General features: G+C 61.2%; 16 protein-coding genes and 1 pseudogene. 7 read left to right on the forward strand and 10 right to left on the reverse strand.

What is annotated here, in order from left to right; translation table 11 throughout:
- Window positions 1-8 precede the first annotated feature (8 nt).
- The 4 genes and pseudogenes from N005_RS12210 to N005_RS29995 form a co-directional block, all read right to left on the reverse strand.
- Entirely contained in the window at window positions 9-227 is a 219-nt protein-coding gene (locus tag N005_RS12210) for a helix-turn-helix domain-containing protein (protein WP_047701420.1), read from the reverse strand.
- Window positions 228-234: 7 nt separating this feature from the next.
- Entirely contained in the window at window positions 235-789 is a 555-nt protein-coding gene (locus N005_RS12215; protein WP_047701421.1) for a DUF2975 domain-containing protein, read from the reverse strand.
- A 92-nt stretch (window positions 790-881) separates the two neighbouring features.
- Complete coding sequence (locus N005_RS29990; RefSeq protein WP_371926949.1) at window positions 882-1,313, reverse strand: methyl-accepting chemotaxis protein; 432 nt, start codon at window positions 1,311-1,313, stop codon at window positions 882-884.
- 108 nt (window positions 1,314-1,421) lie between these two features.
- Window positions 1,422-2,204 (reverse strand): annotated as a pseudogene (locus N005_RS29995) (PAS domain-containing protein); the annotation flags it as partial.
- A gap of 170 nt (window positions 2,205-2,374) precedes the next feature.
- On the opposite strand from N005_RS29995, the gene N005_RS12225 reads away from it, so the two are divergent.
- From N005_RS12225 to N005_RS12235, 3 genes are all read left to right on the forward strand, one after another.
- A complete protein-coding gene (locus N005_RS12225; protein ID WP_052126384.1) occupies window positions 2,375-3,838 on the forward strand; it encodes a short-chain fatty acid transporter in 1,464 nt (487 codons plus the stop codon).
- 111 nt (window positions 3,839-3,949) lie between these two features.
- Window positions 3,950-5,110 carry a hypothetical protein gene (locus N005_RS12230; protein WP_047701424.1) on the forward strand — a complete coding sequence of 387 codons (1,161 nt, stop codon included), beginning with the start codon at window positions 3,950-3,952 and terminating at the stop codon, window positions 5,108-5,110.
- Between the two features lie 209 nt (window positions 5,111-5,319).
- Window positions 5,320-5,847, forward strand: coding sequence for an SET domain-containing protein (locus tag N005_RS12235; protein WP_047701425.1), 528 nt, complete (start codon window positions 5,320-5,322; stop codon window positions 5,845-5,847).
- Between the two features lie 11 nt (window positions 5,848-5,858).
- On the opposite strand, the gene can is transcribed toward N005_RS12235, so the two are convergent.
- Complete coding sequence (can, locus tag N005_RS12240; protein WP_041023284.1) at window positions 5,859-6,503, reverse strand: carbonate dehydratase; 645 nt, start codon at window positions 6,501-6,503, stop codon at window positions 5,859-5,861.
- Between the two features lie 131 nt (window positions 6,504-6,634).
- Here can and N005_RS12245 point away from each other — a divergent pair, with 131 nt between their 5' ends.
- Window positions 6,635-7,039: a hypothetical protein gene (locus tag N005_RS12245; RefSeq protein ID WP_047701426.1), complete on the forward strand. Its 405-nt coding sequence runs from the start codon at window positions 6,635-6,637 to the stop codon at window positions 7,037-7,039.
- 137 nt (window positions 7,040-7,176) lie between these two features.
- On the opposite strand, the gene rimI is transcribed toward N005_RS12245, so the two are convergent.
- Entirely contained in the window at window positions 7,177-7,629 is a 453-nt protein-coding gene (gene rimI / locus N005_RS12250) for a ribosomal protein S18-alanine N-acetyltransferase (protein ID WP_047701427.1), read from the reverse strand.
- The gene (locus tag N005_RS12255; RefSeq protein ID WP_081993259.1) at window positions 7,622-8,407 is read right to left on the reverse strand and encodes an energy transducer TonB; all 786 of its coding nucleotides are present in this window, start codon (window positions 8,405-8,407) and stop codon (window positions 7,622-7,624) included. Before N005_RS12255 ends, rimI begins: the two co-directional genes overlap by 8 nt.
- A 180-nt stretch (window positions 8,408-8,587) precedes the next feature.
- Between N005_RS12255 and mksB the strand changes: the two genes are divergently transcribed.
- The 3 genes from mksB to mksF are packed head-to-tail and all read left to right on the forward strand — an operon-like array spanning window position 8,588 to window position 13,393.
- On the forward strand, window positions 8,588-9,865 hold the full coding sequence (gene mksB, locus N005_RS12260) for an Mks condensin complex protein MksB (RefSeq protein ID WP_047701429.1): 1,278 nt from the start codon (window positions 8,588-8,590) through the stop codon (window positions 9,863-9,865).
- Entirely contained in the window at window positions 9,855-10,556 is a 702-nt protein-coding gene (gene mksE / locus N005_RS12265; RefSeq protein WP_024778194.1) for an Mks condensin complex protein MksE, read from the forward strand. Before mksB ends, mksE begins: the two co-directional genes overlap by 11 nt.
- A complete protein-coding gene (mksF, locus tag N005_RS12270; RefSeq protein ID WP_047701430.1) occupies window positions 10,553-13,393 on the forward strand; it encodes an Mks condensin complex protein MksF in 2,841 nt (946 codons plus the stop codon). Before mksE ends, mksF begins: the two co-directional genes overlap by 4 nt.
- A gap of 199 nt (window positions 13,394-13,592) precedes the next feature.
- On the opposite strand, the gene N005_RS12275 is transcribed toward mksF, so the two are convergent.
- Genes N005_RS12275 through N005_RS12285 form a run of 3 tightly spaced genes read right to left on the reverse strand, consistent with a single transcriptional unit; the run spans window position 13,593 to window position 17,158 of the window.
- The gene (locus tag N005_RS12275) at window positions 13,593-15,896 is read right to left on the reverse strand and encodes a PqiB family protein (RefSeq protein WP_047701431.1); all 2,304 of its coding nucleotides are present in this window, start codon (window positions 15,894-15,896) and stop codon (window positions 13,593-13,595) included.
- A complete protein-coding gene (locus tag N005_RS12280) occupies window positions 15,889-16,512 on the reverse strand; it encodes a paraquat-inducible protein A (RefSeq protein WP_047701432.1) in 624 nt (207 codons plus the stop codon). Before N005_RS12280 ends, N005_RS12275 begins: the two co-directional genes overlap by 8 nt.
- Window positions 16,499-17,158 (reverse strand): paraquat-inducible protein A, encoded by a 660-nt coding sequence (locus N005_RS12285; protein ID WP_047701433.1) that lies wholly within the window; start codon window positions 17,156-17,158, stop codon window positions 16,499-16,501. Before N005_RS12285 ends, N005_RS12280 begins: the two co-directional genes overlap by 14 nt.
- Window positions 17,159-17,289 lie beyond the last annotated feature (131 nt).

The following is a 17,289-nucleotide window of genomic DNA, read 5'->3' on the forward strand; positions in this document are numbered from 1 at the left end:
CGGCTCGCTCACGCCTGTTCGCTCTCGGGTTGATAAATCAGCAGATCGCCGGGCTGACACTCCAGGTAATTACAGATGGCCTCGAGCGTCGCCAGGCGTATGCCCTTGACCTTTCCCTGCTTCAACAGGGAGAGATTGGCTTCCGTGATGCCTATGGCGGCGGCCAGGTCCTTGGATTTGACCTTGCGCGTCGCCAGCATCACATCCAGTTGAATAACGATAGGCATGGGGTTCTCAAACGAAAGTTCTGTTTTCTGAGTCGACTTCACTGGCCTGGGACAATATCCGGGCAATGATTGCGATACAGGCGGCCAGGAACAAGGCGACGAAGGACGGGGCGGTGATGCTGATGGTCAGCAATCGCTCGTCGACCGGCGCGTTGATTGTGACCAGCAGGCTGAGAAACGGCTCGCACAGGAAATCCAGCAGCACCCACAGCGCTACCGCGCGACCCGCATTTCCCAAGTAAACCGCCGCCTCACTGGAAAAATACTGCCCCTGGGCATAGCGCCTGAAGAGCTGGCGCAGGTTGACCAGCCCGGCCGCCAGCGCCAGCAGAGGCACGCTGGACAACAGAATCCCGCCAAGACGTTGCCAGCCCGTCAGCACCGTCGCCCCTCCGGGCAGACTGGACAGTTGCCGCTCGGTCAGGGAAAAGCCCAGGCCGTATTTTGACGCGATATCAGGAAACAGCCAGGCAGCCGCATTGACGGCCATCATCGCGACAATGAAAACAAGCGTGACGGCAGCCATGCGCTGGCTGTACAGGGCGAGACGATTCGAACACATGTCAGGGCTCCAATAGAGTACGAGAGCGCCAAACATAGCCACGAAATTATCGTATAACAATAATTAATGTGTAAAAAACAATAACCCCAGCATCAAGTCGATAGCTGATTGGCGAACTGGCTCACGGCATCGACCACTTTCTTCGCCCCATCCTGGATCTCGACGATCACCGTCCCCGCCTCGGCAGCCAGGGCAAGGCCTTGCTCGGCCTGGTGTTGGCCATCCGTCATCAACGACACGGCATTGCGTGCCATGTCCTGGTTCTGGCGGACCACGCCGACGATTTCATCGGTGGCCTGGCTGGTACGCGACGCCAGTTGCCGCACTTCATCGGCCACCACCGCAAAGCCTCGACCCTGCTCGCCGGCACGAGCAGCTTCGATGGCCGCGTTGAGCGCCAGCAGGTTGGTCTGTTCGGCGATGCCGCTGATGGTCTTGACGATGGTGCCGATCACCAGGGATTGCTCGTTCAGTGCTTCGATGCCCTCGCCGGCGGTCTGCATGTGCCGGGCCAGGTCACGCATCACGTCTACGGCCTGGGTCACCACAGTGGTACCACGCTGGGCGCTGTTGTCGGTTTGCAGCGAGGTGCTGTAGGCGATGTTGGCGGCCTCGGCGACGGCCTTCTCCTGGTTGACCTGGTCGGTGATGTTCGTGGCGAACTTGACCACTTTGTACAGTCTATCGTTGGCGTCGACCACCGGGTTGTAGGAAGCCTCCAGCCACACTTCACGGCCATTGCTGTCGAGGCGCTTGAAGCGGCCGGCAACGAACTCACCGCTGTTCAGGCGTTTCCAGAACTGCTGGTAGGCCGGGCTGTTGTATTCCTCCGGCTCGCAAAAGGTGCGGTGATGCTTGCCCTTGACCTGCGCCAGGCTGTAGCCCATGGCATTGAGAAAGCGATCATTGGCTGTCAGTACGTGACCGTCCAGGTCAAATTCGATCACGGCCGTTGAACGTACCAACGCACCGATGAGGTTTTCATGTTCGCGAGAACCCTCGATGGTGCGGGTCAGGTCATTGGAGTACATCGAGAAATAACGGACTCGCCCATCTGCCCCTTTTACGGGTTGAAGAATCGAACGCAACCAGGCTTCCTTGCCGTTGCCCCGCAGCAGGCGCACGGCGCCAGAGAAATGCTCGCCACGGGTCAATGCCGACTTGAAGCGAAGCTGGAACTCATTGGACCTCAAGTAGCCCGGCACCAGGTCTTCCACACCCCGGCCAATGAGGTCCTGGCTCTTGTAGTGCATTTCGTCGAGAAACTTCTGATTGACCGTCTGCACCCGCCCTTCTGCATCGAGGGTAAGCGCCAGCATTTCGAGGTCCAGGCTTTCCTTCACTTGCATGAGGCTGGAGAGTTCTTGGCGAAGAGCCGTCAGCTCCTGCTTCAAGCGTTGATTGAACATAGACATGCTCCGGGTGGCAGGAGAATTGACAAGCTGTTCTCATGCCATCGGCCCGACGACTTTTTTCTAAAGAGTGCCGTTGGTCGGCCTGGAGCTTTGCAGATCGCTGGCGAACCCTGGCCCATCTTTCACGGTCAGTGAGTTGTTCTACCGTTGTCGGGGCCTCGCCGCTCCAGATGCCCGTATCCATAAAATCAATCATAAGAATCGAGGTAATCGCCGTGACCACCGACATCCAAGACAGCCGCTCCGCCCGCTTCGCCTTACGCTGTTCCAGTTTTGCCGAACGCTGGTTTCCCGACTCCTGGGTCTTTGCCGCGCTGGCGGTGCTGGTGGTCGCGCTGGCGACGCAGTTCATCGGCGCCACGCCCACAGCCGCCGCCATGGCGTTTGGCGATGGCTTCTGGAGCCTGATCCCGTTCACCATGCAAATGGCCTTCGTCGTGATCGGTGGCTACGTGGTCGCCAGCTCGCCACCCGCCGTCAGGCTGATCGACCGCCTGGCACGGATACCGAAGAACGGGCGCTCCGCAGTGGCCTGGGTCGCGCTGATCTCCATGGTTGCCTCATTGCTGAACTGGGGCCTGTCGCTGGTCTTCGGTGGCTTGCTGGTGCGCGCCCTCGCCCGCCGCACCGATCTGAAAATGGACTATCGCGCCGCCGGTGCCGCCGCTTACCTGGGCCTCGGCGCAGTGTGGGCCCTGGGGTTATCGTCGTCGGCCGCGCAATTGCAGGCCAACCCGGCCAGCCTGCCGCCGTCGATCCTGTCGATCACCGGCGTCATTCCGTTCACCCAGACGATTTTCCTCTGGCAGTCCGGTGTGATGTTGCTGGCGCTGATCGTCATTTCGCTGCTGGTGGCCTACGCGACCGCCCCAGGCCCGAACAGCGCCCGGGACGCCGCCGCGTGCGGCATCGACCCCAGCTTCAGCATGCCGGCCCTGCAACCCCGTACCCGTCCCGGGGAATGGCTGGAACACAGTCCGCTGCTGACTATCGCGCTGGTGCTACTGGCCGCCGGCTGGCTGTTCCACGAGTTTTCGACCAAGCCGGCGATCAGCGCGATCTCGGGACTCAACACCTACAACTTCCTGTTCCTGATGCTCGGCGCCTTGTTGCACTGGCGCCCGCGCAGCTTTCTCGACGCCGTGGCCCGCGCGGTACCGACCACCACCGGCGTACTGATCCAGTTCCCGCTGTACGGCTCCATCGCTGCGCTGCTGACCACCGTCAAGGGCAGCGATGCCCAGACACTCGCCCACCATATTTCGACTTTTTTTGTGCAGATCGCTTCCCACGACACCTATGCCCTGTTGATGGGTGTCTACTCGGCGGTCCTGGGGTTCTTCATTCCTTCCGGTGGCGGCAAATGGATCATCGAGGCCCCCTATGTGATGCAGGTGGCCAATGACCTGGAGTACCACCTGGGTTGGGCCGTACAGATCTACAACGCCGCCGAGGCGTTGCCGAACCTCATCAATCCGTTCTACATGCTGCCCTTGCTGGGTGTACTGGGACTGAAGGCCAGGGATTTGATCGGCTTTTCCTTCGTGCAACTGCTGGTGCATACCCCGTTGGTGCTGGTGCTGCTATGGGCGCTGGGAACGACATTGGCTTATTTACCGCCAGTGATGCCATAAAGCCATAAAAAAGGGCCGATATTTACATCGGCCCACTTTTTCTTCGGCTCGGTCTGTTTCAGTATGGGGGCGCCCTGTTCGAAGGGCCCAAACGCTGAAAAGGATCTGAGCATGTCTAAACTCGCAGTATTTCCCCTTGCCGCCCTGGCCCTGAGTGCCACCGTCCACGCCGCCGACATCGATGTACAACTTGGCAGTACCGAACGCGTCACCCGCCTCTTCGCTTACCCCAACAACTGCAATGTCATCTGTTTCCGCAACTGGACGCTGGAGCAGACCGTCGAACATTACCTGACCCAAAGCGTTCAACGTGACGGCTACGGCAGCGCCAAGGTCAGCGTCAAACGCGACAACGGCAAAATCTACGCCCATATCAGCGGCGTGCCGAAAGCCTATGGCCAACCACTGAGCAAGCTGCTCGATGCCGGCGATCTGGCGTACAAGGGCGCCACGAAGCTCAACGACGACAAGAAATGGGCTTATAACTGGTACCTGTTCCTGCCATTGGGCATGGCCCTGGAAAACCGCAAGAGTGTCGAACTGCTGCACTTCCCGCCGGATTACTCCCTGACCCAGGCCCAGGACTACCTGGAGTCAGCCACCACCGATCGCTGGGCCACCCTGTTGACGGCCAACGGCATTGCCGCCGACCAGACGCCGGCCTACCAGACCATCATCGACATCGCCCCCATCGCCGCGCCGTCCACTGCCGGCGCCACGCTGGAAGGTGTCTACGATTACTTCAATGACTACCAGACCACCATGGTCAAGCAAGTCAGCCAGAGTGCTGGCGGAACCGCGCTGCCGATGGTGGCCTTTGGCGCCCCCGTGCGGAACTGGATCAAGACCCAATACGGCCAGACCGTGGCGGTGCTCGGCCTGGCGACCATCTCCCCCGCCACCGGCGTCAAGGTTCCGGTCCTGGGTTCCAACCACCCAAGCTACATCTGGTACGCCGCCGATCCGGAAAGCTACGGCGGCGACGAAGCCAAGGCAGACGCGGCAGGCCTGAAAGTCATGGGCCAGGACCTGAGCGCCGCCTGCTGGCAAGCCGGCATGGGCAGCAAGCCGAGCAGCGATCCAACCGCTCAATTGAACCAGTGCACGCAGACCTGGCAGGTCACGCAAAAGGAAAAAACCTGCGAGTTGTTCTACACCTCGATTCGCAAGCTGTCGCCGGAAGATGCGGCGAAAAAATGCGATACGCCGGCAATCAAGTCGCAACTTCCGCAACTGAAGGCGCCGATGCAGCTGCCATCCGAGCCGGTATGACCCAGAGACCTTGTGGCGAGGGGACGGACTCCTCGCCATAAGGCCCCGTGCTCCCGTGTAAGCCCTCGCTCACACGGGAAAGCGCCTTTGGCGCCTGTCAGAGTTGACAGTAGATGCCGCGCCGGGCTTGGAGGAAGCTATCCGGGTCACCCACGACCGTTGGCAGGACGCCAACGGCAGCAAGTCGGCCTGTACCGACAAGGACTGTCATGACCATCTTCGTTGCAGATAAAGCCTTTTCGCAGGACCGGGACTGCATATACCCGGAAAAAGCACTCAGCCTCCGCCTGGGTTATCCGTCTGCCCGTGATTTCGAAGTGTTACGCGCGCCCAACGGGCGCGGCAATGCCGTTATCGCCCGGAAAAGGTTCGCCCCCATGGAGCGGATGTGCAGGGTATCGGGGTTGCTGGTGGGCCGGCGACGCCTGCACACCGTGCAGATTCTGCCGGACATACACATGTATGACCCGTACTTCGCCGGACTGCTGTTGCATTCCTGCAACCCGAATGTCTTTCTCGACATGAGCGAACTGTGGCTCTGGGCACTGACGCCCATCCACGCGGGTGATTGCCTGACGATGGATCACGCCAGTACCGAACGGAAACTCTACCGGCAGTTTGCCTGTCGGTGCGGTTCGTCCAATTGCCATGGCTGGATCACCGGCTACGACGAACCGCCCAACGAACAGGGCATGAAGTTCCTGAAACACTGGCGCCGCCGCTGTCACCGCGACTGACGCCAGTCCGATCAGGGAGCGCCCACCGGACGCAAGCGATACTGCGGCGGCAATTGCTCGAAACCGCTGATCGTGGTGTCCAGGCTTTTCCAGCGCCCGTCCTTGATGCCATAGATGCAACCATGGATCGACAGCTTCTGTCCGCGATGCCAGGCGTTCTGCACGATGCTGGTGTGGCCGACGTTGGCCACCTGCTGGATCACGTTGAGTTCGCACAGGCGATCAACGCGCTCCTCTTCGGTCGGCAGTTGGGCCAACGCTTCGCGATGCTCGTAATACAGGTCGCGAATGGAACGCAACCAGCCATCGATCAGGCCCAGCTGGCGATCCTGCATCGAGGCCCGCACACCGCCACAACCGTAGTGGCCGGTGACCAGGATGTGTTTCACCTTGAGCACGTCTACCGCGTACTGGATCACCGACAGGCAGTTGAGGTCGGTGTGCAGCACCACGTTGGCCACGTTGCGGTGCACGAATAGATCGCCCGGCAGCATGCCGACGATTTCGTTGGCCGGCACCCGCGCATCGGAGCAGCCGATCCACAGGTATTCAGGGGTTTGCTGACGAGCCAGCTTGGCGAAGAAGTCAGGATCCTCCTGCTTGATCGCATCGGCCCAACGCGCGTTGTTATCAATCAGATCTTGTAGTTCGTTCATGCTGTCTTGCCCTCGAGAACAGTGCGCAACTTTGACATCGGCGCGGCTGTCGAGGTCACTTCGATAATGCCGTTGGAATTCTCGTCACGGCTACCGGTCCATCCAGTAAGGCCCAAACCAGGAGAATTGCCATGAATGATTCACGACGTCCTTTCGATGCGGCGCAACCGGAGCCCATCGATGACAACGAAGACCGCATGGGTTCGATGCATGAACTGGAATTCGATGAAGATGAGCCCAGCGCGAAAATCGGTGACGAGCTGCCGGAGGACGAACGCGAACACTTGATGCCCCGTGAACGCGTCCGCGAGGCCGGCATGACCGGCGCCTCGACGGATGATCATCAACCGACCGACGATGACATGAGCCCCGAAACGCTGATCCGCGAAGACGGCGCCCGGGATGCCCACGAGGCCGGCGACGACGAGCAGGCCGACTGGGACCTGAGCGTGGTGGATGAAAATGACATTGGCGGGGGCGATGGACTGGACGAGGCCGAGATGGCGGATATCGACCCGCTGGATGGCAAGCGCTGAGTGAAACGCAGCCCTCCGGGTTGCCTATACACCCGTGGGAGCATGGCTTGCCCGCGATGGCGGCGGGTCAGGAACCTATATGTCTACTGACACTCCGTCATCGCGAGCAGGCTCGCGAAGGCGGTAGGTCGGTCAGCTCAATCCACCAACGTGCAAGCCATGACCACCGCATCTTCACGCCCACCCACCGCCGGATAGTAGTCCCGCCGCCGGCCGATCTCGTTGAAGCCATAGCGTTCGTACAACCGGAACGCCGTGCGGTTACTGTCGCGCACCTCCAGGAAGCACTCCCGGGCCTCGGCCTTGTACGCAATCGACATGAGCTGCTCCAGCAGGCGCAACCCCAGCCCCCGGCCCTGGTTTTCCGGCTTGACGGTAATGTTGAGCAGGTGTGCCTCGTCAAGAATGATCTGCACCACGCCATGCCCGACTTGCTGTTGGCCTTCGAACATCAGCCAGATCTGGTACTTGCCCAACCCATCGAGAAATATCCCTCGGGTCCAGGGGTGGCTGTAGGCCGCGTATTCGATCTTCAGCACGGCATCGAGGTCCGCCTCGGTCATCGGGCGAAACGAAACAGCGTCACTCATTCGATTCTTTCCAGCGCGCCATCAGCCGGCGCATGGCTTGCCAGACTTCAGCCTTGTGCTGTGGCGTTTCCATTAACAGTTCCAGCCCCGGTAATGCCCAGGCCGCTCCCAGCCCTTCGACCTGCAATTCGCGATTGAACGCTTGCGCGTCCGCCTCGCCGGCAAACTTCACCGCGGGCAGGCCGATCAACCACAGACACGCACAGGGCGCCTCTTCGAGACGCGCCGAAACAAAACCCTGGACGAAATCCCGCGCCGCTTCCGGGCCCTGGTCCATCGTCCCACGGGACAACAGCGGCCAGCGCACCGGTTCACCCACGATCTGCGGACTGTCCGGCAGACCGGCGGCGCGCAACATGTCCTTGAGCAGCAGGTACGCGGGATCGCGGCTCTGGAACGGCTCGCCGGTGGGCAGTTCCACCAGCAGCAGGCAGCGTCCGGCCCGCAGCAATTGCAGGGCGAAACGCGGTGGCGGGACCGGGGCTACCCTGGCCGGAGCCGGCGCCTCTTGCGCGTCCTCCACCGGTTTGACAGCAGTGCGGGGCGAGGACGGGCTCGGCCGTGGAACCTCGATTTTCGGCCGTTCGGCTACAGGTGCCGCCGGCTCGGCCACGGTCCGGGCCACAGGCGTCGCCACAACCGGCGCGAGTTCTGCCGGCTCAGGCATTTCCAGCAGTTCGGGCCGCGAAGGAGCGGCGAACGGCAATTCGGTGCGCGGCAGCCAATTGACCACCTGCATAGCGGTCAGATAGGCGCGACGACGGGACTCGATAAGCAAAGGTCGGCCACTTGTGGGTAACTGAAAGTGGGAGGGATTCTACCGCCCTTCGCCGCGGATCGCTTCTTTGTTGAGTCATTAGTTAGGCAATACAGACGACAGTCCGTCTCGGGGGTGAATCGCAACGGGCCCGATGCAGTACAATCGCCCCTTTTAATTGCCAACCCGACGGCCATTGCGATGATCGAACCCAAGCGCGTCTTGCGCGCCCTCGCTGAACACTGGGCATTGCTGGAACCTTTGTGCGAGCACTTCGACCAGGGCACCCTGAGCCTCAACGAATTGCGTTCACAACTGGCCGCCCAACAGCTGGACAGCACGCCCCAGGACATCACCAACCTGCTGGACGTGTGGATCCGCCTGGACATCCTCGTGCCGGTGGCGAAAAGCCCGAACCGCTTCGAGCTGAACGCCCAGATCCATGACTTCCTCGCTTACCTGCGTCGCGAACACCGGCTGGGCCTGTGCCTGGAGATCGAAGCCTACCTGCGTCACCTCGAACGTCTGGCCGGCTACATCCAGGACGCTTTCGACGTGCGCGACGGCAACGACCTGGCGCGCCAGTTGCGCCTGCTGGACATGCGCGTGCGCGACGTGCTGAAGAAACTCGCCAACGACGAACAGGCCTTGGTGGCCGTGGCCGAACGGGCCAAGACCAGCGACCGGCAGATCCCGCTGCGCCAGCGTTACGCTGAAGTGCTGGCGACCTGGGACGAATACGTCGAACCGATGATCCAGTTGGTGAACGCCGACGGTGCGTTCGAGCAAGGCGTGCGCAAGGTCGAGAATGTACTGTTGCGCATGCTCACCGAACAGCAACGACTCGGTCACCTGGTGGACGACGACATGCTGCTGCGTACCCACGCACGCATTCTCGAGATGCAGACCAGTGCCCAGCTGACCCTGCGCCATGCCCGCGAACTGCTCCTGCCGTTGCGCGAAGAGGCCCGCCGTCATAACGCCGTGACCCGCGGCGCGGCCCTGGCCCTGGCCGCCATCCGTCGTAAAGGCATCGATGCCGTGCCCCAGGCGGCCATGCCGCTGTTCACCCGGCCGCAAAGCACCTTCCTCGGCAGCGCCAGCCAGGTTGAAGCCTATGTCTACGCCCTGGCCCGCTTCGAACCGAAACCGGCGCGCTTCCCCAAGTCCCACAAGACCCACCAGGGCGGCGATGCCCCACGGGCGCCGCGTACCGTGCGCGAGATGGTCGAGCGTTGCGAAGACGCCCTGCCGCTGCCGGACCTGATGGTCTGGCTGCTGGAGCAAGAGCCAGGCGGCGCCACCGACGAATTGTTGTACTGGTTCTCGCGCCTGTCGCGGGAAAAACGCTTCAAGCGCGAGCGCCTGGAGCGTCGCGAATACCACACTCACGAGCATCAGGTCAGCCTGCGCTCCTTCGCCCTGCTCTCGGCCCGCGACGCTGCCGAGGATTCTGCGAGCATCCCCCATGCATCTTGATCTATCCGAACTGTCCCAGCTGGCGCCGATCTTTCGCGAGCTGTTCAAGGGTTACCACGTCAGCCGCCGCGACCCGGAGCTGTACGCGCAACTGTCGAATTTCCAGGACCAGTACCGCACGCTGTTCAAGGCCCTGGGCTTCGAACTGGTGTGCGATACCCGTGGTTTCTACTACTTCGTGCCGGATCTGGCGGCTGCGGCGGTGAACAAGACCGCCCAGCGCCTGGCGCTGTTCACCTTCATCCTCGTCGAGCACCTGGCCGACCAGGGCCGTGACCCGATTGCCGTGCTCGACGGTGGCAGCCTGGGCCGCGATGAGCTGCCTTCATTGTTGGAAAAGTACCGCGACCTGTTCATCCAGGCCGAAGTACAGACCCAGGAAGAGCTGGAAGAAAAAATCATGCGCCGCATGACCCAACTGGGCTTCGCCAGCGAAGACAACGGCGTGTACCGCTTCCTGCCGCCGATGCACCGGTTCCTCGACGTCTGCCTGTCGGTCCAGCAGGACCGCGACCTGGCGGCCAGCGTGCACAGCGTGCTGCCGTTGCCGGCACCGGTACTGATCGACGAAGACAGCGACGAGAAGCTGCTGCAAACCGACGATCCGCTCGACCTGGCGCCGTTTGAAGACGAAAGCGAAGAAGACGCACTGGCCCGCGCCATTGCCGAAGAACAGGAGACCGACGCATGAGCCAGGAACGCTACGGCATCCGCCGCTTTGCCCTTTTGAACACCGCCGGCTACAGCCTGGGCCTGTTCCCGCTGGAAGAGCCGCTGTCGGTGTATGGCGCGAACAACCTCGGTAAATCCGCCTCGATCAACGCCTTGCAGTTCCCGATCCTGGCGCGCATGTCCGACATGAGCTTCGGCAAGTACAGCCTGGAACAATCCCGGCGTTTCTACTTCGCGTCCGACACCAGCTACATCCTGGTGGAAGTCGCCCTGCCTCACGGCCCTCATGTGATCGGCGTGGTCGGTCGCGGCCCCGGCGGCGGTTTCGGTCACCAGTTCTTTGCCTACGCCGGCAAACTGGACCTGGCCCACTACCAGAAAAACGACACCTGCCTGCGTCAGAAAGAACTGTTCACCAATCTGGAGCGCGAAGGTCTCAAGGCTTATGAACTCAAGCCTGATGAACTGCGTCGTCTATTGGTGGGTGGTCATACCTCGATTCCCCTGGACCTGACGCTGATCCCGCTGCGCTCCACCAGCGAGCAAAGCCTCAAGACGTTCCGTGCGCTGTTCATCAACCTGCTGCACATGCGCGAAATCACCGCAGCCAAGCTCAAGCAACTGTTCCTCGATGCCTTCGAACACAGCCTGCGTTCCGGCAGCGTGGACTACATCGCCGCGTGCGAAGAAGCCTTCCGCGACGTACGACGCATGGAGCAGGACTACAACTCCCTGGTGGCCGCAGGTCCGTTGGTGGAAGCCCTGGCCAATGGCGTAAAGCAGCGCGATATCCTGCGCGGCAAACTGCATCGCCTGTCGCCCTTGCTCGACTCATTGCTGGGCACCTGGTCGGACTACGCCGGTGCACGCAAGGAAGAGCTGACCATCCAGGCCGAGCACTACCGCAACGAGCAGGACTCACTGCAGAACGACCAGCGCGGCAGCACCCAGGAGCTGATGCGCCTGGAGCGGGAAATCACTGGCATCCAGCGCTGGCTCGGCGAACTGTCGGTGCTCAAGCATCGCTTCGCCCTGGTGGATGACGTCAAGGTCCTGGAGCAGCAACTGCTCGCCGCCAAGGACGCTCACGACGAACTGGCCGGCGCCCTGGCCCAGTCCCGGCAATTCAGCGCCGAAGACCTGGAGGAGCGTCTGCGGGATCTGGAAAAACGCCTGAAATCGGTCAAGCAGCAACTCGATCACGCCGACAACAACAGCTACGCGCGCCTGCGGGAAGAGTTCTCGCAACAGGACGTCGAGCGCCTGATGCGCCTGTTCAACAGCGCCCTGTTCAGCCTGCCGCTGGGCGAGCATGGCATCGCGCTGGACGAGAACGGCGACTGGGTCAAATCCGTGGAGTTGATCCTCGACGGCTTCAAGGGTGAGCGTTTCGAAGTGCCGGGCCTGTCCATCGACCTGTCCCACATCGAGCCGCCGGCCCTGCAAGCCCTGGCCGATCGCGCCGCGTTGCGGGACCAGAAAGAGCGCTTGGAAAAAGAACTCAAGCAGCTCAAGACCCAGCAAGCCGTGGCGGCCGACCGTGCGGCGAGCAAGACCCAGACCGAAGCGCTGTACCAGCAGGTGCTGGACGCGCAAAAGGCCCTGGAAGACTTCCGTCGCAGCCAGACCCTGAGCGCCGAGGAAGGCGAAAAACTCGAGCAACTGGCACAGATGGAAGCCGCCCAGGACGAACTCAAGCGCTCCAGCGATGCCTTCACCGAGCGCGTCCAGCAACTCTCCGCCAAGTTGCAACTGGTGGGCCGGCAGATCGCCGATATGGAAGCCAAGCAGCGCACCCTCGACGACGCCCTGCGCCGCCGTCAACTACTGCCGGCGGACCTGCCGTTCGGCACGCCGTTCATGGACCCGGTAGACGACTCCATGGACAACCTGCTGCCGCTGCTCAATGACTATCAGGACAGTTGGCAGGGCTTGCTGCGGGTCGACGGCCAGATCGAGGCGCTGTATGCCCAGGTGCGCCTCAAGGGCGTCGCCAAGTTCGACAGCGAAGATGACATGGAGCGCCGTCTGCAACTGCTGATCAACGCCTATGCCCACCGTACCGACGAAGCCCTGACGCTGGGCAAGGCCCGGCGTGCGGCGGTGACCGACATCGCCCGGACCCTGCGCAACATCCGCAGTGACTACGACAGCCTCGAACACCAACTGGCGTTGTTCAACCGCGAGATCAACAAGCGCCAGGTGTCCAACCTGCAGAGCTTCCGCATCGTCCTGGCGCCAAACAAGGAAGCGCTCAAGCACATCGACCAGATCATCCACAGCGCCGGTCAGTACGAGGAAGGCGAGACTCTCTCGGTGTTCGACCTCAGCCAGAGCGCCGAGCAGGACAACAAGAACGAAGAAGCCAAGGAATACCTGGCGCGCCTGGTGGCGGCGAACCACAACCAGCTCGGCCTCAAGGACCTGTTCGAACTGGCCTTCGAGATCACCAAGGTCAACGGCCAACCAGTGATCCATACCGACATCGACGGTGCGGCGTCCAACGGCACCACCATGACCATCAAAGCGCTGACCAACATGTACCTGTTGCTGCACCTGATGGACCGCGAGCAGGCCGGTCGCGTGCGCCTGCCGTACTACCTGGATGAAGCGGCGGACATCGACGAAAAGAACCAGGCGGCGCTGCTGGAAACCAGCCTGCAACTGGGCTTCGTACCGATCCTGGCCAGTGTGAAACCGCAGGTCTGTGCCAGTGTCGCCATCGACCTGGAAGGCGGCAGCGGCCCGAACGGCATCTACATCGACGAAGCGGACTGGAAGTACATCCGCCGCCATGATGCGGTGAAGGCCACGCTGAATGTAGAGGCCGATGAGCCGGAGCTGGATCCGGTGTGAGGTAGGTCCCGGGAAATGAAAAAGGCCGCGATCCATTGGATCGCGGCCTTTTTCATTGGCGTGTCTGAAAGACCTGTATCGACTGTTCCGGCGCCATCGCGAGCAGGCTCGCTCCCACCTGATCGCGGGGATGAGGATGACACCGCCCTGTGGGAGCGAGCCTGCTCGCGATGACGTCGGAACAGGCACCGCTGACCCGTTATTTACCCAACTTGATCTTCGGCGCCCAGGTCAGCCATTCATCCTCGAACTTTTCGAACAGCGGGAAGGTCTGCTCCGGCCGCGCCGGGCTGCCCATGTTCTCGCCATCCGGCGTCGCGAAAGCGACGCCACCCTGGATCAACGTCTCCAGCGACTCGGTCCGCACCGTCGCGCCCTTGAACAATCCGAAGTCCATATCGAAACCACTGGTGTTCCAGAACCGTGTACCACTGCGTACCAGCGGCGCGTACTTGGGTTCGATCAGGATATGGATCAACACCCGATCCGCCGTCTGGCCCAGCTCATAACCGGTGACCTTGCCCACGGTGATCTCGCGATAGGTCACCGGCACGCCCGTTTTCAACGAACCACGGCGGGCAGCGCTGAGTACCAGGCTCAAACCGGCTTCGGGAACAGCGCTTTCCGGTGGGTTGGCAAGGGCCACGAAGTTCTTCTGCGGCCCAAGGTTTTTTACCGCCGGCAGCACTTCGAGGTACTGACCGGTCACCAGCGTTTCCAGGTTTGAGGTCTTGATCAGCCCCAGCTCGGGTTTGACGACCCAGAACTGGCTGCCGACCCGGGCGATGCGCTCCGGCACTTCGGTGATGCGGGCAGTGAGCAGCACCGACTGCAGGTCGGCACTGAGATCGACGTCCTCGACTTTGCCCACGTCCAAGCCCTTGTAGCGAATCGGTGTTCCGCTGCGCAAACCGTCGGCACGATCGACCTTGATCGTCACCACGGTACCGTTCTGTTGCGCGGCTTCGCGGTTCTCGAACAGGCGGAAGCGGGGTACACGCCTCTTCAACGGCACATTGGGCACCGGCGTTTCGAAGGCGATACCGCCGGCCATCAAGCTTTGCAGCGACTCACTCTTGACCTGGATTCCCCCTGTCAGACCTCCTGTGAGGGTAATGCCACTGGCGTTCCAGAACCGCGTCGAGCCGTTGACCAGCCCTTCGTATTCCTTCTCGATGTGCACGCCGACGATCAACTGCTTTTTCTTGCGGGAAAACTGGTAGCTCTGTACCGAGCCGACCTTGACCTGCTTGTAGAGGATCGGGCTGCCGACCTCCAGCGATCCAAGGTTTTCAGTCAACAGCACCAGATGCAGGCCGGGCGAGCGCAAATCCAGCGGCGGCGCCTTCGCCCTGGCTTCGAATTCGCGCTGGGGGGCCGCGCCCTTGTCACCGGGTCGCACGGCAATATAGTTGCCCTTGACCAGCGCTTCCAGGCCGGTGATACCCGCCAGGGAAATCGACGGCTTGACGACCCAGAACTGAGTACCGGTTACCAGGTAGTCTTCAGCCAGTGGGTCCATGGTCAATTCGGCCGTAGCGCTGGACAGGTCAGGGTCAATCTTGAGGTTCTTCAGGCTGCCGACCTGGATGCCTTTGTACATCACCGGCGTACGGCCGGCCTGCAAACCTTCGAAGTCGCTGAGCTTGACCTTCACGCGAATGCCGGCAGCGGCGGCGTCAAAGTCTTCGTAAAGACGAAACGGCAGGCTGGGGTCCGTGGGCGGACTGTCCTTGCGACTCTCCGGCGTGGCAAACGCAATACCACCGGCAACGATACTTGCCAGGGATTCGCTGCGGACTTTGACGCCTGAGAGATTGGCATCGATGCTGATCCCGCTGGCGTTCCAGAAGCGCGTATGTTTACGCACCAGACTGGCATAGGTCGGTTCGATGAAGACCTTGATCTCCACCGTGTTCTGATCTTCGGATAGCTGGTAACTCTTCACCTGCCCGACCTGGAGCTGCTTGTAGAACACCGGGCTGCCCCGATCCAGCGAACCCAACCGGTCAGCCTTGATGGTCAGGTGCAAGCCCGGCTTGGCGTCCGACAGCGGTGGCTCCTGGGCGAGGGCCTTGAACTTGCGGGTGGATTCGCCTTCACCCGGGCTGATCGCCACGTAATTACCCGATACCAGGGTTTCCAGACCGGTGATCCCGGCCAGGCTCACGCTCGGTTTGACCAGCCAGAAACGCGTTCCGGTCTTGAGGTACTGTTCTACGTCCTTGTTCATCTCGACGGTCGCGATCACCCCTTTCGAGCTGCCTTCGTCGTCCAGGGTGAGGGCCTTCACCTTGCCGACCGGCATCCCCTTGTAGACCACCTCGGTCTTGTTGACCTGAATACCCTCGCCGCTCTCGAAGCGCACGCTGATCTCGATCCCGGTCTCGTTATAAGCCCGCCAGCCGAGCCATCCCCCGATGATCAAGGCAATCAGCGGCAAGACCCAGATGGCCGACCAGTTCGAGGCCGGTCGGGTTTTAGCGGTAGGCAAATCAGTCATGGTCGTTATCCGACTCCGTGTTATCCCAAATCAGTCGGGGATCGAAGGTTACTGCGGCAATCATTGTCAAAATCACTACGCTGGCAAAGGCAATCGCGCCGAGACCGGCTTCGACACTGGCGAGCCGTCCGAAATTCACCACTGCCACCAGAATCGCGATCACGAAAATATCCAGCATCGACCAACGGCCAATGAACTCGATGAAACGGTACATGAGGATGCGTTGCCTTGCGGACATGGGCTGGTGCCGCTGCACGGAAAACAACAACAAGGCAATGCCCACCAGCTTGAAGGTAGGAACCAGGATACTGGCGATGAATACCACGGCGGCAATCGGGATCATGCCGTGCTGCACCAACTCGATGACGCCGGCCATGATGGTACTGGGGGCACCGTGACCCAGCGAGTTGATCGTCATGATCGGTAGCATATTGGCCGGAATGTAGAGAATTGCCGCGGTGATCAGCAGCGCCCAGGTGCGCATCAGACTGTTCGGGCGACGGGGATGAATCCGTGCCCCGCAGCGGGTACAAGCCTGTGCGTCGACATCGGCATCCAGCCGATTCAGTTCATGGCATTCGGTACAGATCAGAATGCCTGCATCAATCGCCCGCATGGGCATCCTCTCCTGATAACGCTTGCCAGATCTGATGCGGCGACATCACCACCTCCAACCAGACCTGGACCAGCAACAAACTGATGAAACACACCAACCCCAGGCCCACGCTGATCGCGGCCATGTCTGCCAACTTGACGATGGCCACCAACACGCCCATGAGATAGACCTCAAGCATCCCCCAATCCCGCAGGTGGTGATAAATGCGATACAGCAACAAGCCGTAGCTGCGGCCGACGTTCCAGCGAATGGTCAACAGTACAGCCAACTGACAAAGCAGCTTGAGCAGCGGTACACCCATGCTGCACAGGAACACCACCACCGCGATGCCTTGCATGCCGCTATCGAACAGACCGACCACGCCACTCCACACGGTGTCCTGGGAGGATTGGCCGAGCAGGTTGAGCTGCATGATGGGTAAAAAGTTCGCGGGCACATACAACAGGAGGGCAGCGATGACCAAGGCAAGACTGCGCTCGACAACATTGGGCCGGTGGGCGTAGAGCTCATATCCACAACGGGGGCATTCGGCTTTCTCACCATGGGACAGTCGAGGCTTGCGCATCAACAGGTCGCACTCATGGCACGCTATCAGTTCGCCTAAAGGCAGTTCTGACAGCCGATGGGTGTCCAACGGGTCGGGCATAAACAACTCGGGCTCAACTGAGGTGGGGCTATTCTAGTGCTCCAGCTCAAAAATAACTGTGCAAATTTATTTCGAGCTTTCGCAGGCTTTTTCTGCAGGCAAAAACAAAACCCCTACCTGCATCAGCAGAT

It is taken from the genome of Pseudomonas mediterranea CFBP 5447, assembly GCF_000774145.1.
Lineage (GTDB): Bacteria > Pseudomonadota > Gammaproteobacteria > Pseudomonadales > Pseudomonadaceae > Aquipseudomonas > Aquipseudomonas mediterranea.

What these genes read in the sequence shown, in the direction of transcription:
- N005_RS12210 (WP_047701420.1), bottom strand. Translation starts at nt 227, where the DNA reads ATGCCTATCGTTATTCAACTGGATGTGATGCTGGCGACGCGCAAGGTC.
- N005_RS12215 (WP_047701421.1), bottom strand. Translation starts at nt 789, where the DNA reads ATGTGTTCGAATCGTCTCGCCCTGTACAGCCAGCGCATGGCTGCCGTC.
- N005_RS29990 (WP_371926949.1), bottom strand. Translation starts at nt 1,313, where the DNA reads ATGCGTGACCTGGCCCGGCACATGCAGACCGCCGGCGAGGGCATCGAA.
- N005_RS12225 (WP_052126384.1), top strand. Translation starts at nt 2,375, where the DNA reads ATGCCCGTATCCATAAAATCAATCATAAGAATCGAGGTAATCGCCGTG.
- N005_RS12230 (WP_047701424.1), top strand. Translation starts at nt 3,950, where the DNA reads ATGTCTAAACTCGCAGTATTTCCCCTTGCCGCCCTGGCCCTGAGTGCC.
- N005_RS12235 (WP_047701425.1), top strand. Translation starts at nt 5,320, where the DNA reads ATGACCATCTTCGTTGCAGATAAAGCCTTTTCGCAGGACCGGGACTGC.
- can (WP_041023284.1), bottom strand. Translation starts at nt 6,503, where the DNA reads ATGAACGAACTACAAGATCTGATTGATAACAACGCGCGTTGGGCCGAT.
- N005_RS12245 (WP_047701426.1), top strand. Translation starts at nt 6,635, where the DNA reads ATGAATGATTCACGACGTCCTTTCGATGCGGCGCAACCGGAGCCCATC.
- rimI (WP_047701427.1), bottom strand. Translation starts at nt 7,629, where the DNA reads ATGAGTGACGCTGTTTCGTTTCGCCCGATGACCGAGGCGGACCTCGAT.
- mksB (WP_047701429.1), top strand. Translation starts at nt 8,588, where the DNA reads ATGATCGAACCCAAGCGCGTCTTGCGCGCCCTCGCTGAACACTGGGCA.
- mksE (WP_024778194.1), top strand. Translation starts at nt 9,855, where the DNA reads ATGCATCTTGATCTATCCGAACTGTCCCAGCTGGCGCCGATCTTTCGC.
- mksF (WP_047701430.1), top strand. Translation starts at nt 10,553, where the DNA reads ATGAGCCAGGAACGCTACGGCATCCGCCGCTTTGCCCTTTTGAACACC.
- N005_RS12275 (WP_047701431.1), bottom strand. Translation starts at nt 15,896, where the DNA reads ATGACTGATTTGCCTACCGCTAAAACCCGACCGGCCTCGAACTGGTCG.
- N005_RS12280 (WP_047701432.1), bottom strand. Translation starts at nt 16,512, where the DNA reads ATGCGGGCGATTGATGCAGGCATTCTGATCTGTACCGAATGCCATGAA.
- N005_RS12285 (WP_047701433.1), bottom strand. Translation starts at nt 17,158, where the DNA reads ATGCCCGACCCGTTGGACACCCATCGGCTGTCAGAACTGCCTTTAGGC.